Raw genomic sequence first — 23,245 nt, 5'->3', positions numbered from 1 at the left:
CATGGACGGCTCGGGCCAGGCACTCCGCCCGAACACGCGGCGGGCGTCCGTGGTCCGCCGCGCCCGCCTCGCCGACCGGTTGGACCCCGGCCCCGGTCGCCGGCTCACCGTCGTCGTGGCTCCCGCCGGCTACGGCAAGACGACGCTGCTCGGCACGTGGGCCGGGACCCGGGAGCGCGTGGGCTGGCTGACGCTGGACGAGCGGGACAACGAAGAGAACCGGTTCCTCACCTCGCTGATCGGTGCGCTGCGCCAGGGCTCCGGCGACGACGAACTGGGGAAGGGCGTGCTGGCCGCGCTGCGCTCGCCTGACCTCCGTCATCCGGACGCGCTGATCGGCGCGCTGCTCGCCGATCTCGAACGGTTGCCCGAGCCGGTGGACGTCGTCCTCGACGACTACCACGTGATCACCGGCGACGCGGTGCACCGGGCGTGTGTGTTCCTGGTGGAGCACGCACCGGAGCACCTGCACCTGATCGTGTCCGGCCGGGTGGATCCGCCGCTGCCGCTGGCCCGGTGGCGGGTCCGCGGCGAGCTGGTCCGGCTGGGCGCCGACGACCTGGCGTTCACGGTGCCGGAGGCCGCGGCGTTCGTGCGGGACGTGATGCGGCTGGAGCTGGCCCGGCAGGACCTGGTGCGGCTGCACGAGAAGACCGAGGGCTGGGTCGCCGGGCTGCAGATCGCCGCACTCTCGCTGCGTGGCCGCACGAGCCCCGCGGAGTTCGTCGCGTCGTTCTCCGGCCGGCACCGCGACGTCTTCGACTTCCTGGGCGAGGAGGTCCTCGACCGGCAGCCCGCGGAAGTGCGGCGGTTCCTCGTCGAGACGTCGATCCTCGACCAGCTGAGCGGGCCGCTGTGCGACGCGGTCACCGGCCGCACCGACGGGCAGGAGACGCTGGAGCGGCTGGAGCGGGAGAACCTGTTCGTGGTCGCGCTGGACGACGAACGCCGCTGGTACCGATACCACCACCTGTTCGCGGACTTCCTCCGGCTGGAGCCGGATCGTGCCCGGCCGGGGCCGGATCGCGGCGAGCTTCACGCGCGGGCGTCCCGGTGGTGTGAGGCGAACGGCGCCCTGCCCGACGCGATCGGGCACGCGATCTCGGCGGCCGACCACGACCGCGCGATCGGCCTGATCCTGGCGGGCGCCGACGCGGCCTGGAGCCGGGGCGAGGTGCCGACCGTCCTCGGCTGGATCGAGGCGCTGCCCGCCGACGTGCGGGAGCAGCAGCCCAGGCTGGTCCTTCAGCAGGCGCTGGCCCTGGCGCTGACCGGCAAGCCGGACCGGGCACAGCGGCTCGCCGAGTCCGTCCGTGGCGAGGAGCCGCTGCTGGCGGGGTTCTCGGCCGCCGTCCGGTCGTGGTGCGCCCGGCTCCGCGGCGATCTGCACCCCGCCATCGACCTGGCCCGGCAGGCGCTCACGCTCCTGCCCGCCGATCGGGGCGGGCTGCGCGTCTTCGCCGCGGATTCCCTCGGCGATTCGCTGTGGTCACTCGGCGATCTCCCGGCGGCGGAGACGGCCCTCACCGACGCCGCCGCCATCGGCACCGACGCCGGCCACGTCTACGGGACGCTGTCGGCCCTGACGCTGCTCGCGCGAGTCCAATCCGAACGCGGGCGGCTCGGCCGGGCACACGCCACGCTGCTGCGCGCCGAGCGGTACGCGCTGCAGCAGGACATGGGCGCGTCCTCGGCCACGGCCGCGCTTCACCTGGGGCTGGCGGCGCTGCAGTACGAGCGCGACGACCTGGACGCCGCCGAGGTGGCGTTCCGCACCGGCGTCGAGTCGGCCGAACGAACCGGCAACGTCACCGATCTGACCTGGGGCCTCGTCGGACTGTCCCGGCTCGAACAGGCCCGCCACCGCCCCGACGCGGCGCTCGCCACCGCGCTGCGGGCGGAGCGGGTCGCCCGGGACTACGGGGCCAACCCGGAGGCCGTGGTCGCCGCGGCCTGGATGGTGCGGCTCCGCCTGCTGCGCGATGAGCTCCCGGAGGCCGCCGCCGCCGAACAGACGCTGGCCCGGCACGCCGAGGCCGGAACGCCGGGCGCCGAGATCCCCGGCAGGCTCGCCGCGGCGCGGCTGTCGCTGGCGCGCGGCCGCTCGCGCGACGCGTTGCGTCTGCTGCGGCCGCTCCGCGACGCCGCGCAGGCCGCCGGCCGGGGGCGGGATCTGCTGGAGATCCTGGTGGTGCAGGCGCTGGCGTCGGAGCCGGACGAGGCCGCCGCGACGCTGGCCGACGCGCTCGCGCGCGCGGCGCCGGAGCACTACGTCCGGACGTTCGTCGACGAGGGCCCGGCGCTGGCCGCGCTTCTCCCGCGGGTCGACGGCGCGGAGGAGCTCCGGGCTGCCTTCGAGCGGCAGCAGGCCGTCCCACCGGAACCGGCGCTCGCCGAGCCGATGACCGATCGCGAGTCGGACGTCCTGCGGCTGCTCGCCGCCGGCAAGACGAACCGGGAGATCGCAGCGGAGCTGTTCGTCAGCGTCGGCACCGTCAAGACGCATCTGAACAACCTGTACCGCAAGCTGGGCGCGCACAGCCGGACGCAGGCGCTCGCGCGGGCCCGAGCGCTGAATCTGCCGTCGATCTCTACCTTTCGGTAGAAGCCGTCCGGGGACGCCGATCGATAGCTTCCTGGCGATCATCCGCCAGGAAGGGAGTACGACGTGCTGCGGTTCCTTCGCCACCTCGGTGAGATGTTGCTCGCGATGTTCGTCGGGATGGCGGTCCTCGGCATCGGACTGATGGTCGCCGGTGAGCCGCCCGGCTACGACCGTCCGCTGGTCACCTACACCGCCATGGGTGTCGCGATGGCGGTGCCGATGGTCGGGTGGATGCGGTACCGCGGTCACTCCTGGTCCGAGGGCGGGCAGATGACCGCGGCGATGCTCGTGCCGATGTTCGTGCTGGTGATTCCCGTCGCGCTGGACGTCGCCCCGGCCTGGCTCGCGGACGAGGGCACGCTGATGGTGCTGACCCACGTGGCGATGATCGGCGGGATGGTCGCCTACATGCTCGTCCGGCGTGACCAGTATACGAAGGCCCACCATCACAGCGCCGTCCGATGAGGCGAATCCTCACCAGGGCTGCGCGGATCGCCGTCTACCTGGTCGCGTTCGTCGTGCCACCGGTGCTGATCAGCGTCGTCGGGGTGCGGGCGGCGCTGGCCGACCGCTACGAACCACCGCCGGGCGAACGAAGCGCGCAGGTGGCGGTCCCCGCCCACGACCCGGCGAAGCCGACCGCGGTCGTGCTCCTCAACCACGGTGGTACCGAGGTCACCGACGCGCTGGCCCCGTTCCAGGTGTTCGCCGAGTCGGGGGCGTTCAACGTCTACCTGGCCGCGCCCACGAAGCGGCAGGTGACGCTCAGCGGCGGACTCGACGTGCTGCCCCAGCTCTCGCTCGCCGAACTGGACCGCAGGCTCGGCGGCCGGTCGCCGGACGTCGTCGTGGTGCCCGCGATGTGGCGGGTCGGGTCCGCCGGACAGCGGCCGGTCGCCGACTGGCTGCGGAAACACGCTCCGAGCATCGGCACGCTGATGTCGGTGTGCGACGGCGCCGAGGTCCTGGCCGACGCCGGGCTCCTGGAGGGCAGGCGCGCGACCGCGAGCTGGGCCAACCTGGCGAAGTGGGAGAAGCGGCACCCGGACGTGAAGTGGGTGCGGGGCAGCCGCTACGTCCAGGACGGCACCGTGCTCACCAGCGCCGGTGTCACGTCCGGCGTCGTCGCGGCGTTGCACGTCGTCCGGGACCGGTTGGGGGAACCGGCCGCGACCGCGCTGGCCGAGCGCATCGGCTACCCCGACACCCGGCTCGGCGACGAGCCCCGGATCCCGGTCGACGCGCTGAGCCCCGCCGACCGTGCCCTCTACGTCCTGCGCGGCGCCTGGACACCGCATAAACCGCAGATCGGGGTGGTCGTCACCGAGGGCGCGTCCGAGATCGAGCTCGCCTCCGCGTTCGACGCCTACCCCGGGCCGGCGTTCACGTCGCGGACGACGTCGCTGGGGCCCTCCTCGGTGCGGTCCGCACATGGGCTGACGTTCGTCCCCCGCTACGCGCTCGACGACCCTCCGGAGCTCGACCGTCTCGTGGTGCCCGGCCGCACGGTGCCGCCCCGCGTGCGCTCCCAGGTGGAGGACACCGGCATCCGGCCGTACTACGTGCACGTGGGCTCGGACGGCTTCCCGTTCGACGCGACGCTGCGCGACCTGGCCGAACACGAGAACGTACCGCTCACCCGCTTCAACGCCCGGCTGCTCGAGTACCCCACCGGCCACCTCTCGCTCACCGGCCCCGGCTGGCCGGTGCTCCCGACCGTGCTGCTGGTCACCGCCGGGCTGCTGGGACTCGCGATCGTCGGCGCGCTCGACGTCGTCATCAGAAGAAGGAGGGCCCCATGACCACCACGCTGCCCGGCCGGCCGCCCGTCGTCGACCTCGGCACCTGGCAGGCCGCCCGGGACGAGCTGCTCGTCCGCGAGAAGACCCACACCCGCGAGGGCTGCACCGACGCGGCCTGGCACCTCAAGGACGCCGTCTACCTCAACGCCCGCGGCGTCTCGTTCGCGATCCTGACCACGGGCCGGTGGGACGAGGTAACCCCGTTCGTCGAGTTCATGGGCTACACCCAGCCCTGGTACTCGGTGCGCGACCTGGACACACCGGTCGGCGGCGGCATGGGCTACCTGTCGAGCTTCCTCCGTGACGGCGACCGCGTGTTCCTCACCTACGCCACGACGGGCCGTGGCATCGAGCCGGCCAACGGGTCGTTCGGCCTGCTCGACATGACTCCGTACGGCCGCGGCGAGGCCTGGGAGGACCACCCGGACGGCTGGCCCGAGGGGCAGGAGCCGTGCTGGTACTGGCGCTCGGACGCCGAGGGGAACGCCACCTGGGGCCCGACCAGCCGCCCCGTGCCGCAGTGGACCCGCCCCGGCGCGGGCCCCGTGGAGACCCTCGGCCGGCACGGCGACCCGTCGTGACCCCGGGCCGCGGCCTCGACGGCGCCGCGCCGGGGCGCTACCGTGACGGCTGGCACGCTCCCGTGCCCAACCTCCTCCCGGGCGCCCACGCCGCCCGGCACCGCGGAGGCAAAGGGGTGTCCGGCCTCGGGAGAGCGACCGTCCATCGCTGACACGAACCGACGGTTGTGCGCAACGCCGCAGCGTGGGCTGGTCGGCGTGCGCGTGACCGGACGGGATAGCGATGACCGAGCAGAAGCACCTCAAGGCCCGCATCCGCGCGCGGATGGCCCGGACCGGCGAGCGGTACTCCGTGGCGCGCCGCCACGTGGTGGGTGACGCCGAGCGACCCGGCACCGACCACGGCTGGACGCTGCGGGGCGGGCTGCACCCGGACACCGCCGCGGTGGCGCACGTGCTCGCCCGCCGGGGCGTGGAGCTGTCCGAGGCCATGGTCCTCGGCCTCGGTGGCGGCCTCGGCGCCGGGTACATTCTCTGGGAGTTCGCCGCGCACGACACCACCCATCTCACGCTGGGGTTCCGGCACCGGTGGAACTACCTCGACTGGACCGACCGGGTGCTCGACCGGCTCGGCGCCGAATACCGGGTACACACCACGGCCGGAGCGAAGGGCGCGGCAGCCGCCTTGGACGCGGCGCTCGCGGCCGGTGAACCGGCCATCGTCGTCCCCGACCGGCACCTGGTCGGCTACTGGCAGCTGCCCGCGCACCTCGAGGCGCACGGCGGGCACTCGGTGGTCGCCTACGCGGCGACCGAGGCGGGAATCCGCCTCGACGATCGCAACACCCGCCCGCTGACTGTCCCGGCCGACGTGCTGCACCGGGCGAGGGCGCGGGTCAGCTCGTACCGGAACCGCATGGTCGTCGTCGAGGGGGCGACCGCGCCGGAGAAGCTCGCCGACCTGGTGGGCGAGGCGGTGCGGCAGTGCGCCGAGCAGCTGGGCGGTACCTCCACGTCGTTTGCGATCCCGGCCTGGCAGAAGTGGGCCAAGCTGCTCACCGACCGGCGCAACGCCAAGGGCTGGCCGACCGTCTTCGCCGACGGCCGTGGCCTGGCCACCGCGCTGCTCACCGTGTGGGAGGCGGTCGAGCCGGTCGGCATGACCGGTGGTCACCTGCGCGGCTTGTACGCGGACTTCCTCGACGAGGCGACGCCGCTGCTCGGCGAGCGGGCAGCAGAGGCGGCGGAGGCGTTCCGGGAGTCCGGCCGGCGGTGGCACGCGTTCGCGGACGCCGCGCTGCCCGCCGACGTTCCGGAGTACGCGCGCCTGCGCGACCTGGAAGCCGCGGTCGCCGAGGGCGTGGCACTGGGCGACGACGGCGCGGGCCTCCGGGCGGACGCCGCGGCCGAGCTGTGGGCGCTCCGGGCCGAGCTGGACCGGCGGCCACCCGTGGCGCCGGACCTCGGTGCGCTGGCCGAACGGCTGCGTGCGGTGCACGCAGCCGAGGCCGACGCGGTGCGGGTGCTGGGCACGCTGTAGACGATCGGCACAGGCGTTCGCCGGACGCCTGTGCCGTCCCGTTTCGGACCGCCCCCGAGGGGGAAGTGGAACTCAACTCACCCCTTGCCGAGCAGCTCCGCGTCCGCCCCGCCCGACGGGAGGAGAGACGGTGAGCAACCGGGCACCACTCCCGCCGGTCAGGACCGTCCGACGGTCACCGACCTGGTCGGAGCTGCGTGCGGTCGCGCAGTTCCGCAAGCCGCGACTGAACCGGGTGAAGCGCAGGCTGGAGCACGCGCACTCGGTCCGCGAACTGCGCGAGGTGGCTCGGCGCACGACCCCGCGGGCGGTCTTCGACTACGTGGACGGCGCGGCGGAGGAAGAGATCACCGCGGCGCGGAACGTCGCCGCGTACCGGCGGGTCACGTTTTCCCCGGACGCCCTGCGCTCGGTCGCCGAGCCTGATCCGAGCGTCGTACTCCGGGGACGGCGCATCGCCTTACCGCTGGTGTTCGCTCCCACCGGCTACACGCGGATGATGCACCACCACGGTGAGGCGGCCGTCGCCGCGGTGGCCCAGCACGTCGGCGTGCCCTACGCGCTGTCCACGGTGGGCACGACGTCGATCGAGGACGTGCGCGCCGCAGCGCCCGACGGCGACCTGTGGTTCCAGCTGTTCCTCACCGCCGACCCGCGGGTGAACGAGGACCTGATCGTGCGGGCCGAGGCAGCGGGGTACTCGACGATCCTGCTGACCGTCGATACGACGGTGTCCGGGATGCGCCTGCGGGACGTCGTCAACGGCCTCACGATCCCGCCGACGCTGACGGCCCGAACCGTGCTGAACATGTCCCGCTTTCCGGCGTGGTGGTTCAACAAGCTGACCACCGGAGGGATGACGTTCGCCTCGCTCGCCGAGGTCGTCCCGGGCAACCCGACACCGGCCGAGGTCGCGAGCCTGATGTTCGACCCGGGCCTGGACCTGGACTCGTTGGCCTGGTTACGCCGGCGCTGGCGGGGCGACCTCGTCGTCAAGGGCGTGACGACACCCGCCTCGGCGCGCGAGGTGATGGAGCACGGCGCGAACGGCGTCGTGGTCTCGAACCACGGCGGGCGGCAGCTGGACCGCACGGCGGCGACCCTCGACGTGCTGCCGGCCATCCGGGCCGAGGTCGGGCCGGAGGCGACCGTGCTCATCGACGGCGGTGTCCTGCACGGACAGGACATCGTCGCCGCCCGGGCGCTCGGAGCGGACGCGGTGATGATCGGCCGCGCCTACCTCTACGGGCTCATGGCCGGCGGCCGGGACGGCGTGCTCCGGGCCTACGAGCTCCTCGCCGAGGAGTACCAGCGGTCGATGCAGCTGCTCGGCGTGCGGCGCAGCGAGGACCTCTCCGGCCGGCACGTGGCCTTTACCCCGCAGGGAGCAGGCGACCACCCGCACGTCGCGGTCTGACCGACAGCGCACGGATGAAGGAGGACCCATGGTCAGCGTCCCTTCGACCGGAGGAAGCCGCACCTCGGTGGTGGACCGGTTCCCGACCAAGTACCTGGCCGCCCCCGAGGTCCGGGAGCTGCCCGAGCCACCGGCGAACTTCCGGCGGGTCATCGGGCCGGGGATCATCGCCGCCGGCGTCGGCATGGCCAGCGGTGAGTTCATCCTCTATCCGTACATCGCGTCCCAGGTCGGGCTGGTGTTCGTCTGGGCAGCGTTCGTGGGCCTGGCCACCCAGTACTTCCTCAACATGGAGATCGAGCGGTACACGCTCGCGACGGGGGAGACCGCGCTCACCGGCTTCAGCCGGTACTGGCGGCACTGGGGTCTGGTCTTCGCGATCATGGCCTACTTCGCCAACATCTGGCCGGGCTGGGCCACCAGCTCGGCCACCCTGATCACGTACCTCGTCGGTGGCAGTTCGACCGCGATCGCGATCGGCATCCTGGTCCTGATCGGCGCCGTCCTGACCATGGCTCCGGTCGTCTACCAGGCGCTCGAGAAGATCGAGATGGTCAAGGTCGCGGCCGTCCTGCTGCTCATCGTCGTCGCCGCGTTCGCCGCGATCGGGGCCACGGCCTGGGCCGACAGCTACCAGATCATCACCGAGGCGGGGGTGCCCCACGAGGAGCTCGGGTTCGCGCTGCTGCTCGGGGCGCTGGCGTTCGCCGGCGCCGGAGGCGGCCAGAACCTGTGCCAGAGCAACTGGATCCGGGACAAGGGCTTCGGCATGGGCTCGTACGTCCCGCGGATCGTCAGCCCGGTCACCGGCCACCCGGAGGCCGCGCCGTCGACCGGCTACGTCTTCGAGCCCACACCCGAGCACCTCGACCGGTGGCGGCGCTGGTGGCGGTTCGCCAACCTCGAGCAGCTCAGCACGTTCGTGCTGATCAGCTTCCTCACGATCTTCTTCACCTCGCTGCTGGCCTACGCCACCGTCTACGGCCGGGAAGGGCTGAGCAGCGACATCTCGTTCCTGGAAGCGGAGGGTGACGTCCTCAACGAGTCCGTCGGCGGCTGGTTCGGCACGTTCTTCTGGATCATCGGTGCCTTCTCGCTGTTCGCCGCGGCGCTCGGAATCGTCGACTACACCAGCCGGCTGGGCGCCGACGTCCTGCGGACCGCGTACCTGAAGACGACGAACGAGAGCAGGATCTACTTCGCGCTGGTCTGGGGCCTGGTGACGATCGGTGTCATCGTCCTGCTGTCCGGGCTCACCCAGCCGCTGATCCTGCTCGTCATCTCGGCGGTCACCGGCGGGCTGATGATGTTCATGTACTCGGCGCTGCTGCTCGTGATCAACCGACGGGTGCTGCCGGTGGAGATCCGTCCGGGCGCGGTGCGGGTCGCGGCGCTGATCTGGGCGTTCCTGCTGTTCGGCGTGTTGTCCGTGCTGACCTTCAACCAGCAGCTGCGGGAGCTGTTCAACGGCTGAGCCGGGAGGCGCCGGGGTGGAAGCGGGCCAGCCCGGCGGTCACCAGGCCCATCGCGGTGACGACGTCGGCGCGGCTCTTCGTCGCGTCGGCGCGGGTCTTCTCCTCGTCCGCGTCGTGCGAGTACTGCCGGGGACCGAGGTGGAACCGGTCGTAGAGGCGTTCGGCGACGTCCTCCGGAGAGGCCGGGACGAGGATCCGCGACGCGCCCTCGGACAGGTCGGGGTTGTCGCGGTAGGCCCCCGGGGCAGCGCCCCGGAAGCCGGTGCTGGCGGTGGCGCCGACGATGTACGCCAGCGCGTCGACGCCGAACTCGCGCCACTCGTCCCACAGGCTCTCGGCGAGGATCAGCTCGTACGACTTCGCGGCACCGTAGGCGGCGAACCGGGCGATGCCCTGCTGCGCGGCCATCGAGCTGACCAGTGCGAGCGCGCCCCGGCGCCGATCGCGGAACCGCCGCCCCAGCCCCTGGGCGAGCAGCGTCGGCGTCCAGCAGTTGACCGCGAGGTTCGTCCGGAGGTCCTCGCGGTCGGCGTCCAGGAACAGACCGGCCGGTTCGGCGGCCGCGTTGTAGATCACGATGCCCAGGTCGAGGTCGTCGGTCGCGACCAGCAGCCGGTCCGCCGCGTCCTCGTCGCCCAAGTCGACCGGAACGACGCGGGTTCGCACGCCGTACCGTGCTCCGAACTCCCGCGCGCGCTCCTCCAGCACGGTCGCGCGGCGCGCGGCGAGCACGAGGTTCAGCCCGCGTTTCGCCGCGCTCTCCGCGAACGCGGCGCCCAGGCCCGCGGACGCGCCGGCCACCAGGACCCAGCTGCCGTACTTCGTCGTCAGGTCGGTCACGGGTTCCGCTCCTTTACGGCAGCACCATGATGGGGACATGCGCGCGGTCGTCTACGACAGGTACGGGCTCCCGGACGAGCTGCGGATCGAGGAGATTCCCGAGCCGGTTCCCGGCGCCGGGCAGGTGCTCGTCAAGGTGGCCGCCACCTCGCTCAACCTGAGCGACTGGGAGACGCTGCGCGGCTCGCCGCTGTACTCCCGGATCGGCGGGCTGCGCGCTCCGGCCCGGCGCGTACTCGGCTCGGACATCGCCGGCCGGGTCGAGGCGGTCGGGCCGGACGTCACCGCGTTCCGGCACGGCGACGAGGTGTATGGCGACAACCTGGCGCTCAAGGGCGGCTTCGCCGAGTATGCGATCGCTCCCGAGTCGGCGCTGGCGCCCAAGCCCGCGGCGCTGACGTTCGCCGAAGCGTCGACGATTCCGCAGGCGGGCGTGATCGCACTGCAGGGCACCGACGGCGCCGCCGCCGGAGCCCGCGTCCTGATCAACGGCGCGGGCGGTGGTTCGGGAGCGTGGGCGATCCAGCTCGCCAAGCGCGCGGGCGCGCACGTGACCGGCGTCGACAACGCTCACAAGCTGGACTTCATGCGGTCGGTCGGCGCGGACGAGGTGCTCGACTACCGCCGGGAGGACTTCACCCGCCGCGGCCCGTACGACCTCATCCTCGACCTGGTCGCGACCAAGTCGGTGTTCGCCTACCGCCGGGCGCTGGCCCCCGGCGGCAGGTATCGGTGCGTCGGCGGGTCGGTGCCGACGCTGCTGCGCGTCCTGACCGTCGGGTTTGTGGCCGGCCGCCTCACTCGGCGGCGGCTGGGCGTGCTCGCCGTCAAGGAGGGACCGGCGCACTTCACCCCGGTGGCCGACCTCTGCGTCGCGGGTGACCTCCGCATCCACATCGGCCGGACGTTCGGCCTGGACGAGGTGCCGGAAGCGCTGGCCGAGGTGGGCGAGGGCCGGGCCCTCGGCAAGGTGGTCGTGACCCAAAGCTAACGCGCTCCGCGCAGCAGGCGGCCCGGCCGTGGTCCGCCGACGATCTTCGAATCGAGCATCCGGTCCTCCCGAGGGCTAGTGCGCGGCGAGCTCCCTGGCCCGGTCACGGAGCTGGTTCTTGGCGACCTTGTCGAGCGTGGCGCGGGGAAACTCATCGACGACGTGCACGGCGCGGGGCACCTTGAAGTCGGCGAGAGCCTCCCGGCAGCGGTCGATCACGGCGGCTCCGATGTCACCCGAGTCGGCCGCGTCCGGCCGCAGGATGACGAACGCGACGGGCACCTCGTCGAGCATCGGGTGCGGGCCGCCGACGACCGCCACGTCGGCGACGCCGGGCACCTGGCGGCAGACGTCCTCGACCTCGCGCGCGGAGACGTTCTCCCCACCGACCTTGAGCAGGTCGGAGTCACGCTCGCAGTAGACGAGGTCGCCGGTCTCACCGAGCCGGACGATGTCGCCGGTGCGGAACCAGCCGTCGTCGGTGAAACTCTTCGCGGTGGCCGCCGGATCGTCGTAGTACTCGGCGAACAGCGCGACGCCCCGGGTGCCGCGGATGCGCAGCTCACCGGGGCGCCCGTCGGCGCACACCTCACCGGTCTCCGGATCGACGATCAGCGTCTCGTAGCCGGGCGTCGACCGGCCCATCGACCGCGGCGCGGGCGGCAGCCCCGGACCGGCCGTGATCGCCGGCGTGACGGTCTCGGTCATGCCGAACGCGGGCAGCACCGAGAACCCCAGCGCGGCGTCGAGCTCGGGGATCACCGCGCCGAACACCCCGGCCTTGAGCGTGTGGGCGGCCGGGGGCTGCTGCCCGAGGATCGCGTTGAGCACGAACGGCAGCAGCGAGATGTGCGTGACGCGGTGGGCGGTGACGACGTCCCAGAACCGGGACGTGGAGAACTTCGGCTGCAGCACGATCGTCCCGCCGGCGCCGAGCGTCGTCCAGATCGACCAGCTCTGCGCGTTGACATGGAAGAACGGCAGGTAGACGAGGTAGGTGTCGGCCGCCGTCATCCGTAGGGTGCTGGGGGCGATGCGGGCGGCCCAGAGTGCGTTGGCGTGGGTGTGCACGACGGCCTTCGGGCGCGACGTCGTCCCCGAGGTGAACAGGATCCCGGCGGGCGCGAGCGGGTCCGCCTCCCGGGCCGGCAGCGTGTCCGGGTCGCCGTACAGGGCCTCGAACGCGTCGGTGACCGCGATCCACTTCAGGTCCGGTGCGGCCGCGGTGACCAGGTCCGCGTACTCGGGCTGGGTGACCGCCGCGACGCAGCCGGTCTTCTCCGCGAAGTAAGTGACCTCGTCCGGCGCGCTGCGGGTGTTCGTCGTGACGGTCACCGCGCCGAGCGTCGCGCAGGCGTACCAGGTGAGCAGACCCTCCGGGCAGTTGTCCGCGTGCAGCAGGACCTTGTCGCCGGGGGTGATGCCGCGCTCCGCCAGCCCGGCCGCTACCCGGCGGACGTCGGCCCAGAACTCGGCGTAGGTCCAGCTCCGGCCGGGGCCGGAGTGCGGTGCCCAGATCAGGAACGTCTTGTCCGGCTGACGTGCGGCCCATCCGGCGAGCAGCCAGGGGATGTCCTGGCCGGCGAACTGAAACGCGGCAGTCTCCACCGTATCTAATATACTTTGTTCACTGTGACGCGGGAGAGCATCGCCCGAACTCGGTCCGCGTCGACGTTGGCGCCGAACACCTCGGTACCGGGCTGCATCCGCACCCCCCCCGCGAGTGGCCCGGCCACCACCGGATCGAAGCCCAGCGCGTCGACCAGCGCGGCGACCGCGGCCACGTCGGCGTCCGAATCACCGGCGATCGCGATCGCCTTGCGCCCGGGCGCGCCCGCGGTCCGCGCCTCCCCGTCGAGGTCGTGGTAGCCCATGTGGTTGAACGCCTTCACGACCCGCGAGTCCGGCAGATACGCCTGCACGATCTCGCTGGACGACGTCCGCGGGTCGGTGAGGTCCTCGCGGACGCCGTCGATCTCCCACCAGTAGTTCATCGCGTCGACGACGAGCTTGCCGCGCAGGGCGTCCACCGGAACGGTCCGGTACTTACCGAGCGGCAGCGCCAGGATGACCACGTCCGCACGCTCCGCCGCTTCGGCGGCGCGCACGACCGTAGCGCCGGGCACCAGGACGTCGACGATCAACGCGATCTTCGACGGATCGCCGGAGCCGGCGATCAGCACGTCGTAGCCGGCGGCGAGGGCCAGCCGGGCCAGGACGGTGCCGACCTTGCCGGCTCCGAGGATGCCGATGGTGGTCACTCCGCCACCAGCTCGCGAACCATCGGCATGACCTTCGCGCCGTAGAGCTCGACGGCTCGCGTCCGGGCGCTGATCGTCTGCGCACCGGCGGTGTAGATCATGTCGAAGCGTCCGACGCCGAGCGTCTTCACCGCGGCCGCGATCCGGCGGGCGACGGTCTCGGGCGCTCCGATGTAGAGCGAACCGTTCTCGACCTCGGCGTCGTACTCGGCGCGCTGCAGCGGCGGCCAGCCGCGCAGGGCGCCGATCCGGTCGCGCTGCACCTTGTAGGCCGGGTAGAACAGCTCCTTCGCCTCCTCGTCGGTGTCGGCGACGAAGCCGGGGGAGTGCATGCCGACGGGGTGCGCGACCGTGCCGAGCTGCTCGGCGGCCCGGCGGTACAGCTCGATGTACGGGGCGAACCGGGCGGCGGGCCCGCCGATGATCGCGAGCATCAGCGGCAGCCCGTACCGGGCCGTGCGCACGACCGACTGCGGCGAACCACCGACGCCGACCCACGTGTCCAGGTGCCCGGACTCGGTCTTGGGGAACACGTCCGCGTCGGTCAGCGCCGCGCGGGTGGTGCCGTCCCAGGTGACCGGCTCCTCGTCCAGGAGTTTCGCGAACAGGTCGAGTTTCTCCTCGAACAGCACGTCGTAGTCGCTCAGGTCGTAGCCGAACAGCGGGAACGACTCGGTGAACGACCCGCGCCCCAGGATCACCTGGGCGCGGCCCTGCGAGAGCGCGTCGACGGTGGCGAAGCGCTGGAACACGCGGACCGGGTCGTCGGAGCTGAGCACGGTCACGCCGGACGCGAGCTTGATGCGCTGCGTGCGGGTGGCGATCCCGGCGAGGACGGTCTCCGGGGTGGAGATCGAGTACTCCGGCCGGTGGTGCTCGCCGAGCGCGATCACGTCCACGCCCAGCTCGTCGGCGAGCACGGCCTCGTCGACCACCTGCCGGATCGCCCGGCCGTGGGAAACCAGCAGGCCGTCGTCGTCCGCCGGAACGTCGCCGAACGTGTCGAGGCCCATCTCGAACTCGGTCATGGCTGTGGTTCTCCCTGCGTCGCTATGATTGACGTGTCAATCAAACGCGGAAGGGGTCACGGTTATGCCCAGACGATTGCCGACGCGCGAGGAGCTGGCCGTCTGGCGGGATTTTCTCGAGACCACCGAGGCGCTGCGCACGGCCGTCGGTGCCCGGCTCCACCGCGACACCGGACTCTCGCCGGGTGACTACGGCGTGCTGCTGGCGCTGAGCGAGGCCGACGGCAACCGGCTCCGCTCGTCCGACCTGGCCACCGCCGTCGGCTGGGAGCGGAGCCGGCTCTCGCACCACCTCGGCCGGATGGAGCGTCGCGGGCTGATCCGGCGCGAATCGTCTCCGACCGACAACCGTGGCGCCGACGTCGTGCTGGAACGCGTCGGCGCCGACGCGTTCCGGGCGGCCACGGTCCCGCACTTCAAGGTCATCCGGGAACTGTTCGTCGACGCGCTCACGCCGGAGCAACTCGACGCGGCCCGCGACGTCGCCGCAGCCCTCCGTGCGCGCTTGGACAAATCTATCTAACAACCGTTTGACGAAATAGCGTGGGTGGTCGATCGTGATCCCATGCCGACCTACGACGTGGTGGTGATCGGAGCGGGCGCCGCCGGGCTGACCGCGGGCGCGCTGCTGGCCAAGGAGGGGCGGCGGGTGGTGGTCCTCGACCGCAGCCCGCACCTCGGGGGACGCGCGATGGCCGTGCCGGACGAGGGGTTCACCGTCAACCTCGGCGGGCACCTCGTGGAGGACGGCGGCTCCGGCCTGACCAAGGTCTTCGAGCACGTGGGCAAGGAACTGGTCCACGGCGAGGTCAGCAACGACATGCCGATCTGGCAGAACGGGGCCGGCTGGGGCTCGATCCGGGACCGCTACACCGACCGGACCGAGCTCAAAAAGGTCATCAAGGCCCTGGTCAACACCCCGTACGAGGCGCTCGACGACTGGGACGACCGTTCGCTGCGGGAGTGGATCCGGCAGTACACCGACGACCAGGGTGTGGTCGACCTGTTCGAGTTCATCTCCGTCCTCGAATGCATGACCGACAACTGGTACGACCACTCCGCGAGCGACAACCTCTACGTCCGCAAGATGCACTTCGAGGAGCGCAACACCGCCGCGTACTCGTTCTGGCCGGGGCAGGGCTGGGACGGCCTGTGGCGCGACCTCGCCGACGCGCTCGTCGAGCACGGCGGTGAACTGCGGCTCGGGACCTCGGTCGAGCGCGTCGTGATCGAGAACGGCGAGGTCAAGGGCGTCGCGATCGGCCGGCAGCCGCGGGTGATGCCGAACGAGTTCTTCGAGGAGGAGATCCTGGAGGCGCCGGCGGTCATCTCCACGCTGCCGGTCTGGACCGTCCTGAACGTCGTGCCGCGCAGCGCGTTACCCGAGTGGTACGCGTCGCAGATCGAGTTCCTCGCGCAGGACAAGTTCCGCATCGCCTGGCTCGGCCTCTACCTCGCGACCGAGGAGCCGGTCACCCGGTTCGATCCGCGCGAGCTGGCGACGTGGACCGCCACGCCGTCGACGTCCTGCTCCGGGTTCATGTTCGACCAGTCCGCGATGGACCCGTCGTGCTCGCCGCCCGGGACCCACCTGCACGTCATGGGGGCGATCATCCCCGGCGCCAAGGGCCGGGACCGGGAGTGGTGCCGGGCCACGATGGAGGCGTTCGAGCGCGACCTCACGACGATGTGGCCGGGGTTCGCGAACGCGGTCTGGCGGCGTCGCCACCTCGTCTTCGAGCCGTCGTTCGGCGTGATCCAGATGCCCGGGCTGGTCGGGCGCTACCGGCCGCACTGGCGCGCCCCGAACGTCGACGGCCTGTGGTTCGCCAGCGAGACGTTCCGCAGCCGTGGCGTCGGCACCGACCGCGCGGCCCGTGCCGCGCTGACCTGCGTCGAGGACTACCTGGGCCGACGTCTCACCACCTTCGGCGACGGATGGCGATACTGATGGAACGCCTCCAGCTCGGGGTTCCCGGGCAGATCATGCCGCCCGCCGACGCGGCCGTCCGGTTCGCGCGGCGCGCCGAGGCCGACGGGTTCGACGCGGTGTGGTGGCCCGACCACCTGATGGGCTGGCACCCCGACACGATGTGGACGCCGGACCTGACGCCGCTGGCGCGCGTGCAGGACAACCCGCACACGTACTTCGACCCGCTGATCATGATGGGCGTCGTCGGTGCGCAGACCGAGCGGATCAAGGTCGGGGTCGTCGTCACCGACCTCATCCGCCGCAACCCGGCGATGGCCGCGGCCAGCGCGCTCACGCTCGACCACGTCACCAAGGGCCGGGCGATCCTCGGCCTGGGGAGCGGCGAGAAGCTGAACGTCACCCCGTACGGGATGGAGTTCGACAAGCCCGTCGCGCGGCTCTCCGAGGGCATCGACGTGATGCGCCTGCTCTGGGACTCCGACGGCCCGGTCGACTACCGGGGGACGTTCCACACGCTGGAGAAGGCGGTGCTCGGCTTACGGCCCTACGGCGACCGGCCGCCGGAGATCTGGACGGCCGCCCACGGACCGCGGATGCTGCGGCTCACCGGCACCAAGGCCGACGGCTGGCTGCCGACGAAGATGACCGCGCCGGAGTACGGCAAGTCGCTGACCGTCATCAACCAGGCGGCACAGGACGCCGGGCGCGACCCGGCCGGCCTCACGCCCGGCATGCTCGGCTACGTGCTGATGGGCCCGGACGCCGAGACCGTGCGCCGGCTCACCGAGGCCCCGCTCGTGCGGGCCCTCTGCGTCCTGTTGCCCGCGCAGGTCTTCCGCGACCTGGGAGTGGCTCCGCCACTCGAGGGTGGCCCGCACGGCTCCGGGTTCCACGATTTCATTCCGACGACGATCGACCGCGCCGAGTCGCTGCGGATCATCGCGGCGATCCCGCCCCAGGTCGTACGGCACTACGCGTTCTGCGGCACGCCGGCGCAGGTCGCCGAGGAACTGGCCGAGTACCGCGCGAACGGCCTGCGTCACCTCGTGATGTGGAACATCACCGCGTTCGGCGATCCGTCGCTGGCGAAGTGGTCGTTCGGGGCCATGGCGGAGCTGAAGCAGCGGCTCGCGTAACTCCTTGTTGGGGTTCCGGCGTAATGCTAGCCTCATCGCTACCAAACGGCCGTTAGTCAACGTCGACACCTCACCTCCACCCTCGCCCGAGGAGGCCGTCATGACTGTGTGTCCCGCGCCCCTCCTCCGCTCCGCTCCTTGCTCGCTAGCGCTCGCTGCGATGCTCACTTCGGAGGGCCGCTCATGACCGCTCGTGCCGAAATCGAAAACGTCCTGAACAGAGCCGCCTGGGGCTACGACGAGAACGACGTCGACCTCCTCGCCGAGCAGTTCACCGAGACGGCGACGCTGACCCTGCAGATCGGTCGCGACGGCGACGTGGTCGGCCCGTTCGAAGGCCGGGCCGCCATCCACAAGCTGCACGCCGACTCGCTCGCGGCGCAGACCGACCAGCGCCGGCACAACATCTCGAACCTGGTGATCGTCAAGGAGACGGCGGACACCGCCTCGGTGACGTCGAACCTCACCCTGCTGTCGATCGAGAACGGCGCGCTGAAGGTCATCTCCAGCGGCTGGTACCGCGACGACCTGGTCAAGCAGGGGAGCGGGTGGCTGATCGCCACCCGGCACATCTACCTCGACCTGCCCTACTGATCCCCCGGGACGCCGCATGGTCAACATCGGACGGATCCCGGAGAAGTGGGCCGCGCTGACGCCCACCCGTGACGCGATCGTCGACGCCCCGAGCGGGCGGCGGCTGGACTGGCGGACGCTGGACGAGCGGGTCCGCCGGCTCGCCAACGGCCTGGTCGACGGCCTCGGGCTGGCCAAGGGGGACCGGGTCGCGGTCCTGGCCAAGAACTCGATCGAGTACCAGGAGATCTACTACGCCGCCGGGCGCGCGGGGCTGGTCGCACAACCGCTGAACTGGCGCCTGAACGTGCCCGAACTCGCCAAGATCGTCGCCGACGGGGCCCCGAAGGCGGTGATCGTCTCCGACGAGTGGCTGGACGCCGCGAAACAGTTACAGGCGATCGTCGACGTTCCGCACTGGCTGCAGTTCGGCGACGCGAGCGACGGGAGCTACGCGGAGCTGCAGGCCCGATCCTCCGACGACGAGCCGGCGCGGTCGGCATCGACCGGAGATGCGGATCCGTTCTTCATCCTCTACACCGGCGGCACGACCGGCGAGTCCAAGGGCGCGCTGCACAGCCACACCAGCGTGTCGTACGGGATGCTCAACCAGACCGTCGCCGAGCGGATCGTCGCGACCGACGTCTACATGCTGACCGGGCAGATGTACCACATCCCGGTCGTGCTCTCGATGAACTACATGCGCCACGGCTGCCCGCTGGTGTTGATGAACTTCGAGGCGCGGACGGCGCTGGAGCTGATTCAGGAGGAGAAGGTCTCGGCCTTCCTCGGCATCACCACGATGCTGAACTGGATGATGGCGGTGCCCGGCTTCTCGTCCTACGACATTTCGTCGCTGCGCAACATCCAGTACGGCGGCGGCCCGATGCCGTCCTCGGTGGTGAAGGCCGCGCTGGAGAACTTCCCGTGCACGCTGATCCAGGGATACGGGCAGACCGAGGGCACCACGATGTGCTTCCTGTCCCAGGAGGACCACCGCGACGCGATCCGCGGGATCCACCCCGAGCGGCTGATGTCGTGCGGGCGCGAGGGTTTTGTCACCACGGTCCGGATCGTGGATCCGGCCGGCAACGAGGTGCCGAGGGACGGAGCCACCGCGGGGCAGATCGTTGTCCGCTCCGAGGCGAACATGCTCGGCTACTACAACCGGCCCGACCTCACCGCGGCGACGATCCGCGACGGCTGGATGTGGACCGGCGACATCGCGACCTGGGACTCCGAGTCCTACGTCTACATCGTCGACCGCGCCAAGGACATGATCATCTCCGGCGGCGAGAACATCTACTCGATCCAGGTCGAGGAAGCCGTCAACCGCCACCCCTCGGTGCTGGAGTGCGCGGTGATCGGCGTCCCGGACGACGAGTGGGGCGAGGCCGTGAAGGCGTTCGTCGTGCTCAAGCCGGAGACCAGCGCGACCGAGGCCGACATCGTCGAGACGGCGAAGCTGCACCTCGCGTCGTACCAGAAGCCGCGCTCGGTCGAGTTCGTCGACGCTCTGCCCAAGGCACCCACCGGAAAGATCCTCAAGCGTGAGCTCCGTGCCCGGTACTGGGCCGACCGCGAGCGCTCCATCTGAAGGAGGCGAGCATGACGGGACGGGTTTCCGGAAAGGTCGCGTTCATCACCGGTGCGGCGCGCGGCCAGGGCCGGGCGCACGCGGTGCGGCTCGCGGAGGAGGGCGCCGACATCATCGCGGTCGACTCCTGCGCGCCGATCGCCACGGTGGACAAGTATCCGCTCGCCACCGAGGAAGACCTGGCCGAGACCGTCGCCATTGTCGAGAAGCTGGATCGCCGGATCGTCGCCAGGAAGGCCGACGTCCGCGACCCGGCGGCGCTGCAGGCCGCGCTCGACGCGGGAGCCGCCCAGCTCGGTGGCCTGGACATCGTGGTCGCCAACGCCGGTATCGCCAGCTACGGGCTCTCCTGGGAACTGACCGACGAGATGTGGAAGGACATGCTCGACGTCAACCTCACCGGGGTGTGGCACACCGCCAAGGCAGCCGTGCCGCACCTGATGCGCCGAGGTGGCGGGTCGATGGTCTTCACCAGCTCGATCGGCGGTCTGAAGGGGATCATGCAGGTCGCGCACTACGTCGCGGCGAAGCACGGGATCGTCGGGCTGATGCGCACGATGGCCAACGAACTCGCGCCGCACCGGATCCGCGTCAACACCGTGCACCCCACGAACGTCGACACGCACATGATCCAGAACCCCGGCACCTGGGGGATGTTCGCGCCCGACGACCCGGAGCCGACCCAGGAGAAGGCGATGCCGGGCTTCATGTCGCTCAACGCGCTGGAGGTCCCGTGGATCGATTCGGTCGACATCGCCAACGCGGTGCTGTTCCTGGCCAGCGACGAGGCGCGCTACATCACCGGGGCGACGCTGCCCGTCGACGCCGGAGCCGCGGTCAAGTGACGGGTGATCTCGCCGGTCGGATCGCGCTCGTGACCGGCGGCTCGCGTGGCGTCGGCCGGGCGGTGGCGCTGCGGCTGGCGGCCGGCGGGGCGGTGGTCGCCGTCAACTACCGGCGGGACGCTGCGGCGGCCGAGGAGGTCGTCGGGCTCGTCACGGAGGCGGGCGGGACCGCGCGGGCCTACCGGGCGTCGATCGACGACCCGGCCGCGGCCGCGGGGCTGGTCGAGCAGGTCCGGGCCGACTACGGGCCGGTCGACCTGCTGGTCAGCAACGCGGGCACGGCGAGCCGCGGGACGTCGATCGCCGACACCGGCGACGAGGAGTATCTGCGGCTGCTCCGGGTCCACACGCTCGGGCCGCTCGCGTTGATCCGGGCGGCGCTGCCCGGGCTGCGGGCCGCCGGGCGCGGCGACGTCATCGTGGTGTCCAGCTCGATCGTGCAGTCGACGCCGCGCGGGGGAGCGGCGTACACGATGGCGAAGGCGGCGATGGAGGCCGCGGCGCGGACCCTGGCGTTCGAGGAGCGTGCGCACGGCGTGCGCGTCAACGTCGTCGCGCCGGGGCTGGTCGCGACCGACATGGGGGAACGGCTGGTGGCGGCGTCGGGTGGTGCGACGATCGCGGAGCTGGACGGGCGCTATCCGTTCGGCCGGGTGGCCCGGCCGGAGGACGTGGCGGGCGTCGTGGCGTTTCTGGCCTCGTCCGCCGCCGGGTACGTGACCGGCCAGCGCATCACGGTCGACGGCGGTGGCCCGGACACCCCGATCGTCGCGCTCTGATGAAAAGCGGATCGGTGTCGTCATAGCAGGACTAATCCGCGTTCCTCGCACCTCAGCTGAGGGCGAGTAGGGCGGTGCCGGCCGGGACGGCGGTGCCGGGGGCGACGAGGATCTCGGCGACGGTGCCTGCGGCCTCGGTGCGGATCGGCATTTCCATCTTCATCGCTTCGAGCACGGCGACGACGTCGCCCGCGGCCACCTGCTGACCCGGCTCGACGTGGATCGCGACGACGGTGGCGTCCATCGGCGCCGTCGGCGGGCCACCCACCGCGCTTCCCGCGGTGCCGGCGGCGGTGGCGGTGGTCCGAGACGCGCGAGGCGCGGAACCGTAGATCGCGATCTCGACCGGCCCCCGGTCGGTGGCGATCCGGACGCGCCGAGCAGCCACCCCGCCGGACGGCGCCGGCCCGGACGGCGTTGCCGGCCCGGACGGTGGTGCCACCCCGGACGGTGGCGCCACCCCGGACGGTGGCGCGGCCACCTGAAGGCCGAGCGCCGATGGTGCCCACTCCCGGGCCACCGAACTCGTGTCGTGCGTCCCCGCGGTGAACGACTCGGAGTCGAGAATCGACCGGAGGTACGGTGCGGTCGTCGGCACCCCGTCGACCCGCAACGCGTCGAGCGCCACCCCGAGCCGACGCCGCGCCGCCTCCCGGTCCGCACCCAGCGCCAGCACCTTGCCGAACAGCGAGTCGTACGCCGCCGGCACGCTGTCCCCGGCCTCGACGCCGAAGTCGTTGCGAATACCCGGCCCGAGCGGCACGGACAGCGCCGTCAGGGTTCCGGGCGCGGGCCGGAAGTCCGCCCACGGGTCCTCGGCGGCGATCCGCGCCTGGATCGCGTGCCCCCGCACCACGATCTCGTCCTGGGTGAACGGCAACGGCTCACCCCGCGCGACCCGCAGCTGCGCGGCGACGAGGTCGACGCCGGTGACCAGCTCAGTCACCCCGTGCTCCACCTGCAGCCGGGTGTTCATCTCCAGGAAGAAGAACTCGTCCGTCCCCGGCACGACGAGAAACTCGACGGTCCCGGCGCCGACGTAACCGACCTCCCGGGCGAGCGCCACCGCAGCCTCGCGCACCGCCGCACGCAGCGACGCCGACAGCCCGAACGCCGGGGCCTCCTCGATCAGCTTCTGGTGCCGCCGCTGCACCGAACAGTCCCGGTCGGCGAGGTGGACGACGGCGCCGTAGGCGTCGCCGAACACCTGCACCTCGACGTGCCGCGCCGGCTGGAGGTACCGCTCGAGGTGGACGTCGGACCGCCCGAACGCGGCACCGGCCTCGCGCCCGGCCGCGGCCATCGCGCCGGCCAGGCCGGAGGCCGACGTCACGACCCGCAGGCCGCGCCCGCCACCGCCGAACGAGGCCTTGACGACGAGCGGGAAGCCGATCCGCGCGGCCTCGCCGAGCGCCTGCTCCGGAGTCAGCGCACCGGTGCCCGGCGGCACCGGGATGCCGCACTTCTCCGCGACCGCGCGGGCGGCGACCTTGTCGCCCATCCCGGCGATGACCTCCGCCGGAGGGCCGACGAACGCCAGCCCGGCCGCGGTCACCGCCCGCGCGAACTCGGCGTCCTCGCTGAGCAGCCCGTACCCCGGGTGGACGAGGTCAGCGCCGGACGCCGACGCGGCACGCAGCACGGCGTCCCGGTCGAGATAGGACGCGCGGGCCGGAGCCGGGCCGATCCGGTGAGACTCGTCGGCCAGCCGCACGTGCAAAGCGTCGGCGTCGGCGTCGCTGTAGACGGCGGCCGCACGCAGGCCGAGCTCGTGGCAGGCGCGGATGACGCGCACCGCGATCTCGCCGCGGTTCGCCACCAGGACGGTCGTTCCCGGCATCGGGGCTCCTCGGCTCAGCGGGCAGGCGTTCGAGAAACTATCTACCAACCGGACGTCTGGTA

Annotated in this window: 20 protein-coding genes; 15 read left to right on the top strand and 5 right to left on the bottom strand. The window is 71.9% G+C overall.

Features of this window, described 5'->3' with window-relative positions; all coding sequences use genetic code 11:
- The first annotated feature begins 1 nt into the window (after position 1).
- From BUB75_RS20915 to BUB75_RS20885, 7 genes are all read left to right on the top strand, one after another.
- Positions 2-2,605, top strand: coding sequence for a winged helix-turn-helix domain-containing protein (locus BUB75_RS20915; RefSeq protein WP_073259327.1), 2,604 nt, complete (start codon positions 2-4; stop codon positions 2,603-2,605).
- 63 nt (positions 2,606-2,668) lie between these two features.
- A complete protein-coding gene (locus BUB75_RS20910; protein ID WP_084741549.1) occupies positions 2,669-3,070 on the top strand; it encodes a hypothetical protein in 402 nt (133 codons plus the stop codon).
- Positions 3,067-4,407, top strand: a complete 1,341-nt coding sequence (locus tag BUB75_RS20905) for a DJ-1/PfpI family protein (protein WP_073259325.1) — start codon at positions 3,067-3,069, stop codon at positions 4,405-4,407. Before BUB75_RS20910 ends, BUB75_RS20905 begins: the two co-directional genes overlap by 4 nt.
- Positions 4,404-4,988: a DUF899 family protein gene (locus BUB75_RS20900; protein WP_073259323.1), complete on the top strand. Its 585-nt coding sequence runs from the start codon at positions 4,404-4,406 to the stop codon at positions 4,986-4,988. The genes BUB75_RS20905 and BUB75_RS20900 overlap by 4 nt, the downstream gene beginning before the upstream one ends.
- Positions 4,989-5,211: 223 nt before the next feature.
- Positions 5,212-6,468: a BtrH N-terminal domain-containing protein gene (locus BUB75_RS20895; RefSeq protein ID WP_218617675.1), complete on the top strand. Its 1,257-nt coding sequence runs from the start codon at positions 5,212-5,214 to the stop codon at positions 6,466-6,468.
- 130 nt (positions 6,469-6,598) lie between these two features.
- Positions 6,599-7,885, top strand: coding sequence for an alpha-hydroxy acid oxidase (locus BUB75_RS20890; protein WP_073259321.1), 1,287 nt, complete (start codon positions 6,599-6,601; stop codon positions 7,883-7,885).
- A 28-nt stretch (positions 7,886-7,913) separates the two neighbouring features.
- A complete protein-coding gene (locus BUB75_RS20885) occupies positions 7,914-9,359 on the top strand; it encodes an Nramp family divalent metal transporter (protein ID WP_073259319.1) in 1,446 nt (481 codons plus the stop codon).
- Here the strand turns inward: BUB75_RS20885 and BUB75_RS20880 are convergent.
- Positions 9,349-10,200, bottom strand: a complete 852-nt coding sequence (locus BUB75_RS20880; RefSeq protein WP_073259317.1) for an SDR family NAD(P)-dependent oxidoreductase — start codon at positions 10,198-10,200, stop codon at positions 9,349-9,351. The genes BUB75_RS20885 and BUB75_RS20880 overlap by 11 nt on opposite strands.
- Before the next feature lie 37 nt (positions 10,201-10,237).
- Between BUB75_RS20880 and BUB75_RS20875 the strand changes: the two genes are divergently transcribed.
- Positions 10,238-11,191 carry an NAD(P)-dependent alcohol dehydrogenase gene (locus BUB75_RS20875; RefSeq protein ID WP_073259316.1) on the top strand — a complete coding sequence of 318 codons (954 nt, stop codon included), beginning with the start codon at positions 10,238-10,240 and terminating at the stop codon, positions 11,189-11,191.
- Positions 11,192-11,266: 75 nt separating this feature from the next.
- Here the strand turns inward: BUB75_RS20875 and BUB75_RS20870 are convergent, their stop codons facing one another.
- From BUB75_RS20870 to BUB75_RS20860, 3 genes are read right to left on the bottom strand one after another with little or no spacing between them, the layout of a single operon-like run.
- Entirely contained in the window at positions 11,267-12,799 is a 1,533-nt protein-coding gene (locus tag BUB75_RS20870; RefSeq protein ID WP_218617674.1) for a class I adenylate-forming enzyme family protein, read from the bottom strand.
- Between the two features lie 5 nt (positions 12,800-12,804).
- The gene (locus BUB75_RS20865) at positions 12,805-13,452 is read right to left on the bottom strand and encodes an NADPH-dependent F420 reductase (protein ID WP_073259312.1); all 648 of its coding nucleotides are present in this window, start codon (positions 13,450-13,452) and stop codon (positions 12,805-12,807) included.
- Entirely contained in the window at positions 13,449-14,480 is a 1,032-nt protein-coding gene (locus tag BUB75_RS20860; protein WP_073259310.1) for an LLM class flavin-dependent oxidoreductase, read from the bottom strand. The genes BUB75_RS20865 and BUB75_RS20860 overlap by 4 nt, the downstream gene beginning before the upstream one ends.
- Positions 14,481-14,544: 64 nt before the next feature.
- On the opposite strand from BUB75_RS20860, the gene BUB75_RS20855 reads away from it, so the two are divergent.
- From BUB75_RS20855 to BUB75_RS20825, 7 genes are all read left to right on the top strand, one after another.
- Complete coding sequence (locus tag BUB75_RS20855; RefSeq protein ID WP_073259309.1) at positions 14,545-15,003, top strand: MarR family winged helix-turn-helix transcriptional regulator; 459 nt, start codon at positions 14,545-14,547, stop codon at positions 15,001-15,003.
- Between the two features lie 42 nt (positions 15,004-15,045).
- The gene (locus BUB75_RS20850) at positions 15,046-16,431 is read left to right on the top strand and encodes a phytoene desaturase family protein (RefSeq protein ID WP_073259307.1); all 1,386 of its coding nucleotides are present in this window, start codon (positions 15,046-15,048) and stop codon (positions 16,429-16,431) included.
- Positions 16,431-17,549, top strand: a complete 1,119-nt coding sequence (locus BUB75_RS20845; RefSeq protein ID WP_073259305.1) for an LLM class flavin-dependent oxidoreductase — start codon at positions 16,431-16,433, stop codon at positions 17,547-17,549. Before BUB75_RS20850 ends, BUB75_RS20845 begins: the two co-directional genes overlap by 1 nt.
- A gap of 183 nt (positions 17,550-17,732) precedes the next feature.
- Entirely contained in the window at positions 17,733-18,143 is a 411-nt protein-coding gene (locus BUB75_RS20840) for a nuclear transport factor 2 family protein (RefSeq protein ID WP_073259303.1), read from the top strand.
- Positions 18,144-18,159: 16 nt separating this feature from the next.
- Positions 18,160-19,719 carry a class I adenylate-forming enzyme family protein gene (locus BUB75_RS20835; protein WP_073259302.1) on the top strand — a complete coding sequence of 520 codons (1,560 nt, stop codon included), beginning with the start codon at positions 18,160-18,162 and terminating at the stop codon, positions 19,717-19,719.
- A gap of 11 nt (positions 19,720-19,730) precedes the next feature.
- Complete coding sequence (locus BUB75_RS20830) at positions 19,731-20,564, top strand: mycofactocin-coupled SDR family oxidoreductase (RefSeq protein ID WP_073259300.1); 834 nt, start codon at positions 19,731-19,733, stop codon at positions 20,562-20,564.
- Complete coding sequence (locus tag BUB75_RS20825; protein WP_073259298.1) at positions 20,561-21,343, top strand: SDR family NAD(P)-dependent oxidoreductase; 783 nt, start codon at positions 20,561-20,563, stop codon at positions 21,341-21,343. The genes BUB75_RS20830 and BUB75_RS20825 overlap by 4 nt, the downstream gene beginning before the upstream one ends.
- 52 nt (positions 21,344-21,395) lie before the next feature.
- Here the strand turns inward: BUB75_RS20825 and BUB75_RS20820 are convergent, their stop codons facing one another.
- Positions 21,396-23,183 carry an acetyl/propionyl/methylcrotonyl-CoA carboxylase subunit alpha gene (locus BUB75_RS20820; protein ID WP_073259296.1) on the bottom strand — a complete coding sequence of 596 codons (1,788 nt, stop codon included), beginning with the start codon at positions 23,181-23,183 and terminating at the stop codon, positions 21,396-21,398.
- Positions 23,184-23,245: the final 62 nt, after the last annotated feature.

This window comes from Cryptosporangium aurantiacum, assembly GCF_900143005.1.
Taxonomy (GTDB): domain Bacteria; phylum Actinomycetota; class Actinomycetes; order Mycobacteriales; family Cryptosporangiaceae; genus Cryptosporangium; species Cryptosporangium aurantiacum.
The sequence above is the reverse complement of the archived record's forward strand: the minus strand, read 5'-3'. Positions and strand labels throughout refer to the sequence as shown.